Origin of the sequence: Streptomyces sp. UW30 (assembly GCF_008042075.1) — a bacterium.
Taxonomy (GTDB): Bacteria; Actinomycetota; Actinomycetes; order Streptomycetales; family Streptomycetaceae; genus Streptomyces.
Genome location: NZ_RDBN01000033.1, coordinates 187,509 through 200,967, shown reverse-complemented (window position 1 = coordinate 200,967; position 13,459 = coordinate 187,509). Strand labels below are relative to the sequence as shown.

At 69.8% G+C, this 13,459-nt stretch carries 13 protein-coding genes and 2 pseudogenes; 8 read left to right on the top strand and 7 right to left on the bottom strand.

From position 1 onward, the window contains the following. Nucleotides 1-5 precede the first annotated feature (5 nt). Entirely contained in the window at nt 6-803 is a 798-nt protein-coding gene (locus tag EAO75_RS16190) for a transposase (RefSeq protein ID WP_147995763.1), read from the top strand. A gap of 43 nt (nt 804-846) precedes the next feature. On the opposite strand, the gene EAO75_RS16185 is transcribed toward EAO75_RS16190, so the two are convergent. Then, a complete protein-coding gene (locus EAO75_RS16185; protein WP_147995762.1) occupies nt 847-1,770 on the bottom strand; it encodes an RNA polymerase sigma-70 factor in 924 nt (307 codons plus the stop codon). Between the two features lie 157 nt (nt 1,771-1,927). Next, nucleotides 1,928-2,401, bottom strand: coding sequence for a carboxymuconolactone decarboxylase family protein (locus EAO75_RS16180; RefSeq protein WP_147995761.1), 474 nt, complete (start codon nt 2,399-2,401; stop codon nt 1,928-1,930). Between the two features lie 201 nt (nt 2,402-2,602). Here EAO75_RS16180 and EAO75_RS47355 point away from each other — a divergent pair, with 201 nt between their 5' ends. From EAO75_RS47355 to EAO75_RS16155, 3 genes and pseudogenes are all read left to right on the top strand, one after another. Then, nucleotides 2,603-3,181, top strand: coding sequence for a DoxX family protein (locus EAO75_RS47355; protein WP_261989311.1), 579 nt, complete (start codon nt 2,603-2,605; stop codon nt 3,179-3,181). 33 nt (nt 3,182-3,214) lie between these two features. Continuing rightward, a pseudogene (locus EAO75_RS16165) lies at nt 3,215-3,472 on the top strand (ribonuclease domain-containing protein); the annotation flags it as partial. Between the two features lie 399 nt (nt 3,473-3,871). Next, nucleotides 3,872-4,176 (top strand): annotated as a pseudogene (locus tag EAO75_RS16155) (SAM-dependent methyltransferase); the annotation flags it as partial. A gap of 754 nt (nt 4,177-4,930) precedes the next feature. On the opposite strand, the gene EAO75_RS16150 reads toward EAO75_RS16155, so the two are convergent. Together EAO75_RS16150 and EAO75_RS16145 are read right to left on the bottom strand one after the other, a co-directional pair. After that, nucleotides 4,931-5,317, bottom strand: a complete 387-nt coding sequence (locus EAO75_RS16150; RefSeq protein WP_147995760.1) for a ribonuclease domain-containing protein — start codon at nt 5,315-5,317, stop codon at nt 4,931-4,933. Between the two features lie 154 nt (nt 5,318-5,471). Next, a complete protein-coding gene (locus EAO75_RS16145) occupies nt 5,472-6,098 on the bottom strand; it encodes a dihydrofolate reductase family protein (RefSeq protein WP_147995759.1) in 627 nt (208 codons plus the stop codon). A gap of 133 nt (nt 6,099-6,231) precedes the next feature. On the opposite strand from EAO75_RS16145, the gene EAO75_RS16140 reads away from it, so the two are divergent. Beyond that, nucleotides 6,232-6,990, top strand: coding sequence for an SDR family oxidoreductase (locus EAO75_RS16140; RefSeq protein WP_147995758.1), 759 nt, complete (start codon nt 6,232-6,234; stop codon nt 6,988-6,990). A 47-nt stretch (nt 6,991-7,037) separates the two neighbouring features. Here EAO75_RS16140 and alc read toward each other — a convergent pair whose 3' ends face one another. Together alc and allB are read right to left on the bottom strand one after the other, a co-directional pair. Continuing rightward, nucleotides 7,038-8,153 (bottom strand): allantoicase, encoded by a 1,116-nt coding sequence (alc, locus tag EAO75_RS16135; RefSeq protein WP_147995757.1) that lies wholly within the window; start codon nt 8,151-8,153, stop codon nt 7,038-7,040. Nucleotides 8,154-8,191: 38 nt separating this feature from the next. After that, on the bottom strand, nt 8,192-9,529 hold the full coding sequence (allB, locus tag EAO75_RS16130; RefSeq protein WP_147995756.1) for an allantoinase AllB: 1,338 nt from the start codon (nt 9,527-9,529) through the stop codon (nt 8,192-8,194). 261 nt (nt 9,530-9,790) lie between these two features. Between allB and EAO75_RS16125 the strand changes: the two genes are divergently transcribed. Beyond that, nucleotides 9,791-10,588 (top strand): IclR family transcriptional regulator, encoded by a 798-nt coding sequence (locus EAO75_RS16125; RefSeq protein ID WP_147995755.1) that lies wholly within the window; start codon nt 9,791-9,793, stop codon nt 10,586-10,588. Nucleotides 10,589-10,666: 78 nt separating this feature from the next. Here EAO75_RS16125 and EAO75_RS16120 read toward each other — a convergent pair whose 3' ends face one another. Beyond that, a complete protein-coding gene (locus tag EAO75_RS16120) occupies nt 10,667-10,981 on the bottom strand; it encodes a DUF5955 family protein (protein ID WP_147995754.1) in 315 nt (104 codons plus the stop codon). Nucleotides 10,982-11,168: 187 nt separating this feature from the next. On the opposite strand from EAO75_RS16120, the gene EAO75_RS16115 reads away from it, so the two are divergent. Both EAO75_RS16115 and aceB read left to right on the top strand, forming a co-directional pair. Then, nucleotides 11,169-11,771: an NTP transferase domain-containing protein gene (locus EAO75_RS16115; RefSeq protein ID WP_147995753.1), complete on the top strand. Its 603-nt coding sequence runs from the start codon at nt 11,169-11,171 to the stop codon at nt 11,769-11,771. Between the two features lie 210 nt (nt 11,772-11,981). Next, a partial coding sequence (aceB, locus tag EAO75_RS16110; protein WP_147996029.1) for a malate synthase A occupies nt 11,982-13,459 on the top strand: 1,478 nt, incomplete at its 3' end.

Sequence of the window (13,459 nt, the reverse complement as noted above, 5' to 3'; positions counted from 1 at the left end):
GGACTGTGGCTGGTGTAATCACGGCGTCAGAGCCGTCTTGGATAGCCCCGTTCACCGGGCTGAGCCCACGCACCTTCGGCAAGTTGGTGACTCAACTGCGCCACGAGGGCGCCGGCGCGCCGGGCCGTGGCAGGCCTTGGAAGCTCCCGCTTCAGGACCGGGTGCTGCTGGTGGCCGCGTACTGGCGCACCAACCTGACGCTGAGGCAACTGGCGCCCCTGTTCGGGGTGTCGAAGTCGGCGGCGGACCGGGTCATTGACCACCTCGGACCGAAGCTCGCGCTCCCGCCGCGGCGCCGCTTCCGCAAGGACGCCGTGCTGATCGTGGACGGCACCCTGGTGCCGACCCGCGATCGCACCGTGGCTGAGCAGTCGAAGAACTATCGGTACTCGACGAACCATCAGGTGGTCGTCGACTCCGACACCCGGCTGGTGGTCGTGCTCAGCCAGCCACTGCCGGGCAACCGCAATGACTGCCGGGCCTGGGCCGAGTCCGGCGCGAAGGAAGCCGTCGGGAAGACCATAACGATCGCCGACGGCGGCTACCGCGGAACCGGACTGGTCATCCCTCACCGCCGTCGCAGCGCGGACGAAGAACTCCCCGACTGGAAGCAGGCGTACGACAAGAGCCACAGGCAGGTCCGGGCCCGTGTCGAGCACGTCTTTGCCCGCATGAAGACCTGGAAGATCTTGCGCGACTGCCGCCTCCGCGGCGACGGCGTGCACCACGCGATGCGCGGCATAGCCCGCCTGCACAACCTCAACCTCGCCGGACAGGCGAACCGGCCACCCTGCGGCCGCTGACATGAGCTGCCGGTGAACGAGCCGACCCACGCCAGTCCCGAAGTCATTTCGTCTGCCGGCGGGCCTGCTTCACCTCGCGGTCGACAGCCCAGGCGTCAGCGACCGGCCCGAGGTGGCCGAGCTTGTCGGGGTTGATCACCGAGCGGATGGTCTGGATCTGCCCATCGAGCACCTCGAGGGCCAAGATGTGGAGCACCTTGGCGTCCCGGTCGCGGAAGATCGCTCCGGGCTGGCCGTTGACCTCGTGCGGCTCGAAGGACACGTCGATCCGGGCCATCCGGGGGAAGACGGAGGCGAGCAGCCGGGCCACGTTCTCGGCACCGATGACGGCCCTGGCCAACTGCGGGGCCTTGCCGCCGCCGTCCCCGACCATCGACACGTCGGCGGCGAGCAGATCCCGCAGGCCGACGACATCGCCTTCGCGGAGGGCGTCCAAGAATCGCGTCGCCAACTCCTGCCGCTCCTGACGGTCCGCTTCGAACCGTGGCCGTCCGGCCTGCATGTGCCGCCGCGCCCGCACCAGCAGCTGTCGGCACGCCGCCTCCGACCGCTCCACCGCCGACGCGACCTCGTCGAAGCCGAAGCCGAACACCTCCCGCAGCACGAACACCGACCGCTCCAGCGGGCTGAGCCGCTCCATGAGCAGCAGCGCCGCCATCGACACAGAGTCGGCCAGTTCCGCTGAGCGTGCCGGATCCTGATAGGGATCGGTGAGCAGCGGCTCGGGGAACCACGGCCCCACGTACTCCTCCCGCCTCACCCGTGCGGAGCGCAGCACGTCGATCGAGATCCGCGTCACCGTGGCGGACAAGAAGGCCTTGGTCGACGTGGGCCGGGTCGCCGAGCCGTCGAAGCGCAGCCAGGTCTCCTGTACCGCGTCCTCGGCCTCACCCACGCCGCCCAGAATCCGGTAGGCGATCGAGAACAGCAGCGGCCGCAGCTCCTCGAACTCCTCGACCTTGCTCACACCGACTCCCCCTTGCAGTCCTCCCGTCCGCCGTACTCGTCGGCGCGGGCATCTTCTGGTGATCATCCGGTCCACCGGCGGCGCAGAACAAGGCCCCATGGGCCCGGAGCCCGCGGCCCSGGGCCGCGGGCTCCGGGCCGGTTGCCGACGACCGCTTTCAGTGGAACTGCCCGACCTCGTAGTCGCCGGCCGGCTGCTGGGTGATGATGTTCAGCCGGTTCACCGCGTTCATGAAGGACACCAACATCACCAGGGCCGTGAGCTGCTCCTCGTCGTAGTGCTCGGCGGCACGCGCCCAGACCTCGTCGCCGACCCCGCCGGCCGCGTCCGCGACCCGGGTCCCCTGCTCCGCCAGCTCCAGCGCGACGCGTTCGGCCTCGGTGAAGACCGTGGCCTCCCGCCACGCCGCAACCAGGTTCAGCCGCACCGGGGCCTCCCCGGCAGCAGCGGCCTCCTTTGTGTGCATGTCGATGCAGACGGCGCAGCCGTTGATCTGGCTCACGCGCAGCGCCACCAACTCCTGCGTCGCGGCCGGCAGCGGAGCTTCCTTGAGCGCCTTGCCCGCCGACATGAAGTACTTGAGGGCCTTGCCGGGGTTCGGGCCGGCGAAGTAGTTCAGTCGCGCGTCCATCGTGTGCTCCTCCGTGGTCGTCAGTGGCTACACCCCCTGAGACGAGGTAGCCCGGCGCCCTGTGACACGGACGCGTGTGACCCACATCTCCCTGCTGCCGGGGTGTTCGGAGATGCACAGGGGTCGAGGACTCCAGCCCCGGCGCCCTCTAGGCCATTGGCGCTTGAACTCCTGGCTACGGCAGGCCTGGTCCTGCCCGCCATGCCAGACATCGCACCGGTTCTGGTGCCGCTGGCCGCCACCAGCCTGGTGTTGCTGTTCGTTGGCGCCGTGATCACGCGCCTCCGCCATGCCGAGAAGCTGACGATCGCGGGCGACCTGGTCTATCTCGCCCTGGCCGCCTTCGTAGCATGGGCCGCTTCGGCCCAGATCCCTTCACCGCGCTGGGCCACCAAGGAACGGCCGATCCAGCCAGGCCGGCGAGGCGACGACCAGGATCTCGGAGTCCAGGAGCCGGTCGTGCACTCGGGCCATTCGTCGCCCTCCCCCGCGTCCGTGACCACACACGGGACTGCACCAGCCAGACCAGTTATGCATCCCGTACTCCGGCAGGTGTTGGGCAGGCCCGCCGCCATTGGGCGGACTCGCCTGTGTGCCGCGAGTGAGCGGCCGCACGCCAGCGCGGGGTGTGCGCACCGTTGCGGGGCTGGAGAACGAGCAGCTCCGTCGGTGCGACACAGGCGGCAGCCTGTGTGTGGGCGGCGTGGTGGTGTTCGATCGCAAGTTAACTCTCCGAAAACTCATCGGACTYGAWGGGAAAATCTGCGGAGTTGTCATTGACATGCCACTGTCTACGCGCGTCATCATGAAGGCATGAGATTCCCCCCACGAATCACTCGCATCGGCGCTTCAGCCGCCGTCCTGTCCGCCCTCCTCGTCGGCGGCACCGTCACCGCCACTCCGGCCGCCGCGGCGGTGGGCAGCATCTGCTACGGCGACCTGCCCTCCCAGGCCCACGACACGCTCGACCTGATCGAGCAGGGCGGTCCCTTCCCCTACGACCAGGACGGCACCGTCTTCCAGAACCGGGAAGGCGTCCTGCCGAGCCAGTCGAGCGGGTACTACCACGAGTAAAGACCCGTGGCCTCCGCCGCACCCCATCTTCCCTGGTCAGAGCGCTGATCTGCTCTGCCGGTACTCACGGAGTCGAATCGGGGTCGAATCGACGGCACCGGTCGTTCCACGGACCGGTACCCCCTCGCGCTGCGATGGGTAGCCTCGAACTGACAGTGAGTCTTGCACAACAAGGTCGGGTCGGGTCAAGCCCCCACAAGGGTGGCCGGCCGGGCCCCGACGGTCGTGATCATGTTGCGGCGAACAGGGAGCCGAATGTCCTGACCTTGACGCCCTGGACCGCAAGCGGGGGATGAGCGTACGTGTCCCACGTCTCGGAGAACTCCGCGTGACGCGACAGCGCTTGGACCGTCTTCGGATCGAATTCGCCTGAAGAGCCGAGCCGAGTCGTGTAACAAGTACCCCAACATCGTCCCGTTCGCGGGGGAGTCTCGGGACTTCCTGCACGTGCCACCACGTTCCTGGTAAGGGAAGCCGGGATCCGGCAATTCATCGACCTGGGTGCCGGGTTGCCCACGAGCAACAACACCCATGAAGTCGCACAGCGGATCTCCCCCGACTGCCGTGTCGTCTACTTAGATCACGACCCGATCGTGCTGCTCCACGTTCATGCACTGCTCACCAGTACCCCCGAGGGTGCAACGGCCTATGTGCAGGCAGATATGCGTGACACGGGCGCCGTCTTGGCCGGCGCAGCACGCTGGTGAGGCGATGCACTACGGCCTCACCCGCCAAGCCCGCTACAGCCCACAGAAGTTGACGAACTGCGGGGGAGGGCGCCGTCGGCCGCGCGAGGCGACCGTGACGGACTCCCCAGAGATTCCGCGGCGACTGTCGGCGCCGTATCAGGGAGGAGGAACTGGCCAGTCGGTGGGGACACGCTGCCCCCTTGTTGTAAACACGCTCACGTCAACTGCGGATGGCAAGCGACGGTCCGCCTGCACCGTTCGGGCTGGGACGACGCATCGCACCGTGACCACGGCACCCATCATCACCCCGACGCCGTGAGGCGCCGACGACGGCGAGGAGTCCGCCGCATTCGCCATCGGGAGGTCTGGATGGTTCGCGCCGTCAGCGGCCGGCAGCTCTGCGAGCACCTGTGCGACGGCATCTTGTTGCAGATCTTTCTGGCCCCGCTCCAGTTGAACGGCAAACTTGGCCGTCGCCGCTTCAAGTTCCTGTCTTGCTCCGCAGTCTGTGGCGAAGGGGAATATGCGGGGCAAGGAGCTCTGCGGCCAGGAACTCGGTCGACGCCTATCCGCGCCGTTGTCGCACAGAGGTGGCGAACAGCGAGGCTGCGGGTTCGGCGAGCGACGGGCCAGTTTCACCTGTCGGGTGCCACATGCACCTGCGCTGATGCAGACCACTTGCTAGTGGTAGCTGGAGGCCCGGTTGCACGCAGAGCCGGACCTCCAGCGCGTTGCGCCATCCCTCTGGCTGAGTCGTGGGGGGTACTCAGCAGCCGTAGTTGATCAGGTCGAAGGACTCGTAGTGGTCGGCCGTGTAGTAGTCCTCCTGGTTCTCCTCACCGGTGACGATGCGGCGCGCGCCTCGCGTGGGGGAACCAGGCGTGATGACCGTGTACTCGTGGTAGTACCCGCTCGACTGGCTCGGCAGGACGCCTTCCCGGTTCTGGAAGACGGTGCCGTCCTGGTCGTAGGGGAAGGGACCGCCCTGCTCGATCAGGTCGAGCGTGTCGTGGGCCTGGGAGGGCAGGTCGCCGTAGCAGATGCTGCCCACCGCCGCGGCGGCCGGAGTGGCGGTGACGGTGCCGCCGACGAGGAGGGCGGACAGGACGGCGGCTGAAGCGCCGATGCGAGTGATTCGTGGGGGGAATCTCATGCCTTCATGATGACGCGCGTAGACASTGGCATGTCAATGTCAAGGTGGGAGATTTTCCCTTCGAGTCCGATGAGTTTTCGGGAAGTTAACGTGCGCCCCAGCGCTCTCACCCGATCTCCATGAAGGCCGTGCGAGAGCGCCGCGCAGGGATGCCTCACGCGTTCTCGGGGAGCTCGTACGTGCCGTACTCGGGGCGGCCCGCCAGGTCGTAGGAGTTGATGGCGACACCGGTGCTCGTGCTGCTGCCTCCGGCGTGCTTGAAGGCGGTGGGCACGGCCCCCTCCGTGAACAGCCGGTGACCCGAGCCGAGCACGACCGGGAAGGTCAGCAGGTGGAGGGTGTCCACGAGGCCGAGGGCCAGCAGCGACCTGACGAGGGCGCCGCTGCCGTGCACCTGGAGCTCACCGTCGGTGCGCTCCTTGAGGGCGGTGACCTCCTTGCCGAGATCGCCGCTGACGACGGTGGTGCCGGCCCACTCGGGGTCGGTCAGCGTCGAGGAGGCGACGTACTTCGGGAGCGCGTTGAGCTTGGAGGCGACCGGGTCGGCGGGGTCGGTCACCTTCGGCCAGAAGGACGCGAAGATGTCGTACGTACGGCGTCCCAGGAGGAAGGCGGCCGGGCGCTGGAAGACGCCGTTCATGAACTGCCCGAAGTCGTCGTCGGCGTACGGAAAGCTCCAGCCGCCGTGCTCGAAGCCGCCGCGGGTGTCCTCCTCCCGGCCACCGGGCGCCTGGTAGACGCCGTCGAGCGTGACGAAGAGGGTGGAAACGAGCTTGCCCATGGGAGTGCCTCTTTTCCGGGGTGGGGCCTGCTGTCATCAGCTCAGACCCCACCGGCACCCGCAACTCATCGGTGATGACCTCGGTGTCCGTTCGCCGCCAGCGCCCCGGCACGCGCGGCGCTGGGATGGACGCATGACAACCACTACGACAACGACTCACGGATCCCTGCAGGACAAGGTGGCCCTGGTCACGGGCGGCAGCCGCGGCATCGGCGCGGCCACGGCCCTGCGGCTGGCTCGGGAGGGCGCGGACGTCGCCGTGACGTACGTGCACGGCAAGGAGGCGGCCGAGGAGGTCGTACGGGCCGTTCAGGCACTGGGCCGGCGGGCCGTGGCCCTGCGGGCGGACGCCGGCGACGCGGCGGAGGCGCAGGGCGCGGTGGGGCGTACGGCCGAGGCGCTCGGGGGCCTGGACGTGCTGGTGAACAACGCCGGCGTCGGTGTGCTGGGCCCGCTGGAGGGCCTGTCGCTCGCCGATGTGGACCGGGTCCTCGCGGTGAACGTCCGGGGCGTCCTCCTGGCGTCCCGTGCCGCGGCCGCCCGCATGGGCGCCGGAGGCAGGATCATCACGATCGGCAGCTGCATGGCACAGCGCGTGCCGGGCCCCGGCGGAACGCTCTACGCGACCAGCAAGTCGGCCCTGATCGGCCTGACGAAAGCACTGGCGCGCGAGCTCGGCCCGCGCGGGATCACGGCGAACATCGTCCACCCCGGCCCGATCGACACGGACATGAACCCTGCGCAGGGCCCGTACGCGTCCGACCAGGCAGCCATGACCGCACTGGGACGCTTCGGCACGGCCGACGAGGTGGCGCCGACCGTCGCCTACCTGGCCGCGGCGGACTACGTCACCGGCACGGAGTTCGCCGTGGACGGCGGCCACGCCGCATGACTGACGTGGGGCGCACCGGTGCTGTCGGGCCGGTACGCCCCACGGGTTCAGCCGCCCAGCTCCTGGTGGCGTGCCGCCAGGGCTGCCGTGCCCTGCTCCGTCAGCGAGCCGTGCAGGCGCAGGCGGGAGATGCCGCCGTCCGGGAAGATGTCCACGCGTGCGTGCGTGCCGACGGCCGGGGTCGGCAGGACGAAGCGGTGGTTGGTGTCGGGCTGGAGGCGGGTACGGGGAAGGATCTCCGTCCACTCGCCGTCCTCGCCGTCCTTCACCGACACCGACGCCCAGCCCGCGCTGTTGCCCTTCAGGTAGGCCGTGTCGATCTCGACCGCCCTGATCACGGACTGCGCCACCAGCTGGTAGCGGATCCAGTCGTTGCCCCGGTCGCGGCGCCGGCGGGTCTCCCAGCCGTCGTCCATCTTGCGCGAGCGGCCCGGCTGGATGGTGTTCGTGGCCGGCGAGTAGAAGAGGTCGGAGGCGTCCTCGACCTGGCCGCCGTTCTCCAGGGCGACCACGTCGAAGGTGCCGAGCACCGACAGCCACTCGGGGTCGGGTACGACCTCGCCGTGCACGCGCAGGCGCGCGATGCCGCCGTCGGGGTGCTGGCTGACCCGCAGATGGGTGAAGCGCTGCTCGACCGAGACGGCGAAACCGTTCGCCGCGTGACCGCCGATCGACGTGCGCGGGACCAGCGTCGTCCACTTGACGTCGTCGCCGAGCAGTTCCTCCGGGGACGGCGAACCCGCTACCGACGTGCCCTCGACGGACACCGCCTGCGGGTAGTTGCCGCGGAAGTGGGCCGTGTCGACGACGATGCCGCGGATCACGCCGGGCGCGCCGAGACGCACCAGCGCCCAGTCGTGGTCCTCGGCCGTCGGCCACGGGTGCCCGGCGGACGCGCCGCGCCGGCGCCGGGTCTCCCAGCCGTCCATGATCTTGCCCTTGTGCCCGAAGTGCTCGGGGTCGAACTCGGCACGCTCGGGCACCAGCAGGTTCTCGCGCTGGGCGAAGAACTCGTCGTTGGCGGCGATGACTCCGGCACCCAGCCGGCGGTCGGCGAGGTTGGCGTACTGGGTGAACGGGAAGTCGGCGGTGCGGTAGTCCGCGTAAGGGTCGCCGCCGCCGTAGGGGTTCGCGTCGCCGGTGAAGCTCGGTATCGCCGTCACGGTGATCAGGTCTGCCTTTCGAGATCGATGGGTGGGATTCAGCTGGTCCGGGTGAGGAGTCGCCCCTTCGGGTCGGTGAACTCGCCGTCCGCGACGATGCGTTCGCCGCGCAGCCAGGTGGACTTCACGACGCCGTACAGGGTCTTGCCGGCGTACGCCGTCACGCGGTTGCGGTGCTGGAGGGCGGCCGGGTCCACGGTGAAGGTCTCGTCGGGCGCGAGGACGGCGAAGTCGGCGTCACGGCCGGCCTCGATGGCGCCCTTCTGATCCAGTCCGACGAGCTGCGCCGTCCGCGCGGACATCCAGCGGACCACGTCCTCCAGGCCGTGCCCGCGCCTGCGGGCCTCGGTCCAGACGGCCGCCAGGCTCAGCTGAAGTCCGGAGATGCCGCCCCAGGCGGTGGCGAAGTCGCCGGTCTTCAGGTCGGCCGTGGAGGGCGAGTGGTCGGTCACCACGCAGTCGATCGTGCCGTCGGCCAGCGCCTGCCACAGCAGGTCCTGGTTGGCGGACTCGCGGATCGGCGGGCAGCACTTGAACTCGCTCGCGCCGTCCGGGACTTCCTCGGCGGTCAGCGTGAGGTAGTGCGGGCAGGTCTCGACGGTGAGCCGTACGCCCTCCCGCTTGGCCTCGGCGATCAGCGGCAGGGCGTCGCTGGAGGACAGGTGAAGCACGTGCACGCGCGCGTGGAGCCGCTTCGCCTGGGCGATCAGCTGGGCGATCGCCGTGTCCTCCGCGTCGCGCGGGCGCGAGGCGAGGAAGTCGGCGTACTTGGGGCCGCCGTGCTGCGGGGCGGCGTCGAGGTGGTGCGGGTCCTCGGCGTGCACGATCAGCAGGCCGCCGAAGGAGGCGATCTCGGCCAGGGACTGGGCGAGTTGTTCCTGGTTCAGGTGCGGGAACTCGTCCACGCCGGAAGGCGACAGGAACGCCTTGAAGCCGAAGACGCCGGCCTCGTGCAGCGGGCGCAGGTCCTTGACGTTGTCGGGCAGGGCGCCGCCCCAGAAGCCGACGTCGATGTGCGCCTTGTCGGCGGCGACCTCCTGCTTGGTGCGGAGGTTGTCGACCGTCGTGGTCGGCGGGAGGGAGTTGAGCGGCATGTCGACGAGGGTGGTGATGCCGCCGGCGGCCGCGGCGCGGGTGGCGGTCCAAAAGCCCTCCCACTCGGTGCGGCCGGGGTCGTTGACGTGCACGTGCGTGTCGACCAGGCCGGGCAGCAGGACGTCGTCGCCGAGGTCCACCAGCCGGGCGCCGGACGGGACTTCGGCGTCGTGGCCGAGTACGGCCGTGATCTTGCCGGCGGCGACGGCGACCGAGGCGGCGCGCGTCCCTTCCGGAGTGATGACGCGCGTCGAGCGCAGCACCAGTTCAGCGTCGGACACCCGGACCCCTCTCTGCCGCACCTCCGTGTCACGGAGACTTCCGCGAAACGGAATTCAACTTTCTGTTGAAGGAGTCTTCACTCCCGTTCCGGCGCCGTCAAGGGCACACTTCTCCACAGTGCACCCGTGCGACACTCTCTGGACGTTTCCACAAAGCGGAATTACAATTCCATCAAGCAGAACGTAGCTATACACAAACAGGGAGTCAACCGACCCACGGGTAGGCTTCTGCCCTCCCACCGGTCCCGAAAGGAACGCGCCGTGCCGACGTCCAGCGCCAGCACCACCGACTCCGCCAAGTCCAACGGTGGCGGAGTCCAGTCCCTCGAGCGCGCCTTCGACCTGCTGGAGCGGATGGCCGATGCGGGCGGCGAGGTCGGCCTGAGCGAGCTCTCCGCGAGCAGCGGGCTGCCGCTGCCCACCATCCACCGCCTCATGCGGACGCTGGTGGCCTGCGGATACGTACGCCAGCAGCCCAACCGCCGCTACGCCCTCGGCCCGCGCCTGATCCGCCTCGGCGAGTCCTCCGCCCGGCTGCTGGGCACCTGGGCCCGCCCCTACCTCGCCCGGCTGGTCGAGGAGACCGGCGAGACGGCGAACATGGCACTGCTCGACGGCGACGAGATCGTCTACGTCGCCCAGGTGCCGTCCAAGCACTCGATGCGCATGTTCACCGAGGTCGGCCGCCGGGTGCTGCCGCACTCCACCGGCGTCGGCAAGGCGCTGCTCGCCTCCTTCCCGCCGGAGGAGGTACGCGCGCTGCTGTCCCGCACCGGGATGCCCGCCGCCACGGAGAAGACGATCACCACCGCGGACGGCTTCCTCGCGGCACTGGAGGACGTGCGCGAGCAGGGTTACGCCATCGACGACAACGAGCAGGAGATCGGCGTCCGCTGCCTCGCGGTCCCGGTGCCCGACTCCCCGACCGCGGCGGCCATCTCGATCTCCGGCCCGGCCGGCCGGGTCACCGAGGCGGCCACGGACAAGATCGTGCCGGTGCTCCAGCAGGTCGCGCTGGAACTGTCGCAGGCACTGGCCAGCTCGGGGCCGGCCGCCTGAATCCCACCCGCGAGGACACGCAGAGCGGCGGCCACGAAGCGGCCGTCCAGATCTGGGCGACCTCCGTCCTGAGCGGGCTCAGCGGCGCGGGTGTTCCCCGAACAGCTCCACCGCGTCCCGCACTTGGGACAGCCCTCGGGCCAGCGCGCTGACGGATCCGATCGCGCCGGCGACCAGCAGTAACGAGCGGCGCAGGCGCGGGATTTCGGGGCGGCCGCTGACCGTCATCGCGGCCAGCGCGGCCAGTTCGTCCTCAGCGATCGCCCGGTCCCGGAACTCGCCCGGGTGCGCGGCGAGTTCGCGGCGCAGACGGGACACCGCCGTCCGCAGTTCCGCCACCCTAGGGTCCTCGTCGCTGCCCGTCACCGACCTCTGCCCCAAGCTCCGCAACAAAGCTCTCCCCCCTCGCACGCCGTTGTGCGCCAGTGGTCTCGCATCCCCCGTCGAGCCCCCCTGGCGGTGGTCGGGCGCCGGGGACGCGGGTCAGTAAACGCCACCCCTGCCGGGGGCGCCACCGTACGGACCGAAATTCAGCCCAACGAAGCCCGGCGCGCCCGCGGGCGTCAGGTATGCAGGACGCATGACTGAGAAAGAAGCCTCGCCGGTCGCCGGACTCCTCCTCGCCGCCGGCGGTGGGCGCAGGCTCGGGGGACGGCCCAAGGCCCTGCTCCGGCACCGCGGCCGGCCACTCGTGGAGTACGCGGCCTGGGTGCTGCGCGCGGCCGGCTGTGCCCGCGTCCACGTGGTGCTGGGCGCCGGCGCCGATGCCGTACGGGAGCAGGCGGAACTCGGCACGTGCGTCCTGGTGGAGAACCCGGACTGGGCCGACGGAATGGGCTCGTCGCTGCGTGCCGGGCTCGACTCGCTCGCCGGGACGCAGGCGCGGGCGGCGCTCGTATCGCTCGTCGACCAGCCCGGCATCGGGCCGGAGGCGGTCGCGCGCGTGCTGGCCGCCTACGAGGACGAGACCTCGCTCGCCTCGGCCGCCTACGCCGGGGTACGCGGGCATCCCGTCCTGTTCGGCGCCGCCCACTGGACGGGCATCGCGGCGTCCGCGACCGGCGACCGGGGCGCACGCGCCTACCTGAAGCAGCACGAGGAGGCGGTGCGGCTCGTCGAGTGCGGGGATGTGGCACAGCCCTACGACATCGACACGGTGGCCGATCTCGCCCACCTTGAGTGAAAGTGGTGGCACCCAGAGCCACCTTCCCTCGACTCAGAGAATCTCGACATCAACAAACCATTGAACTTCCACCATGAGGAAACTAGTATCCACTGTTCAGAAGCGCCCGACCGCTCCACGGGCGCCGCTCGCCGTATCCGGGAAGACTGGCACCCGGTGCCAGAAGCTCGACAGCTCGTCCACGTAGCTCGCTGAAGGAAGTGACAGCTCATGTCCGCACCAGCGCCGTCCCCGCTGGCCATCGTCGACGCCGAGCCCCTGCCCCGGCAGGAGGAGGTCCTCACGGACGCGGCCCTCGCCTTCGTGGCCGAGCTGCACCGCCGGTTCACGCCCAGGCGTGACGAACTCCTCGCCCGTCGGGCCGAGCGCCGCGCCGAGATCGCCCGCACCTCCACGCTCGACTTCCTCCCGGAGACCGCCGCGATCCGCGCGGACGACTCCTGGCAGGTGGCCCCGTGTCCGCCCGCGCTTCAGGACCGCCGCGTCGAGATCACCGGCCCCACCGACCGCAAGATGACCATCAACGCCCTCAATTCGGGCGCGCGCATCTGGCTCGCCGACTTCGAGGACGCCTCGGCGCCCACCTGGGAGAACGTGATTCTCGGCCAGGTGAACATGGCCGCCGCGTACACCCGGAACATCGACTTCACGGACGAGCGCACCGGCAAGTCCTACGCCCTGCGGCCGAGCGAGGAGCTGGCGACGGTCGTCATGCGCCCCCGCGGCTGGCACCTGAACGAGCGCCACCTCCTCGACGCGGACGGCACCCCGGTCCCCGGCGCGCTGGTCGACTTCGGCCTGTACTTCTTCCACAACGCCCAGCGCCTCATCGACCTCGGCAAGGGCCCGTACTTCTACCTCCCGAAGACGGAGTCGCACCTGGAGGCCCGCCTCTGGAACGAGGTGTTCGTCTTCGCGCAGGACTACGTCGGCATCCCGCAGGGCACCGTCCGCGCGACCGTCCTGATCGAGACGATCACGGCGGCGTACGAGATGGAGGAGATCCTCTACGAACTGCGCGACCACGCCTCCGGGTTGAACGCCGGCCGCTGGGACTACCTGTTCTCCATCGTGAAGAACTTCCGTGACGGCGGCGCCAAGTTCGTCCTGCCGGACCGCAACGCGGTCACGATGACGGCCCCCTTCATGCGCGCGTACACCGAACTCCTCGTCCGCAGCTGCCACAAGCGCGGCGCGCACGCGATCGGCGGCATGGCGGCGTTCATCCCGTCCCGCCGCGACGCCGAGGTCAACAAGGTCGCCTTCGAGAAGGTCCGCGCCGACAAGGACCGCGAGGCCGGCGACGGCTTCGACGGCTCCTGGGTGGCCCACCCCGACCTGGTCCCGATCGCCATGGAGTCCTTCGACAAGGTCCTCGGCGACAAGCCCAACCAGAAGGACCGGCTGCGCGAGGACGTCCACGTCGAGGCGGCCGACCTGATCGCCGTCGACTCCCTGCACGCCAAGCCGACGTACCCGGGCCTGGTGAACGCCGTCCAGGTCGGCATCCGCTACATCGAGGCCTGGCTGCGCGGCCTCGGCGCGGTCGCCATCTTCAACCTCATGGAGGACGCGGCCACCGCCGAGATCTCCCGCTCCCAGATCTGGCAGTGGATCAACGCGGGCGTCGAGTTCGAGAACGGCGAGAAGGCCACGCCCGAGCTGGCCCGCAAGGTCGCCGCCGAGGA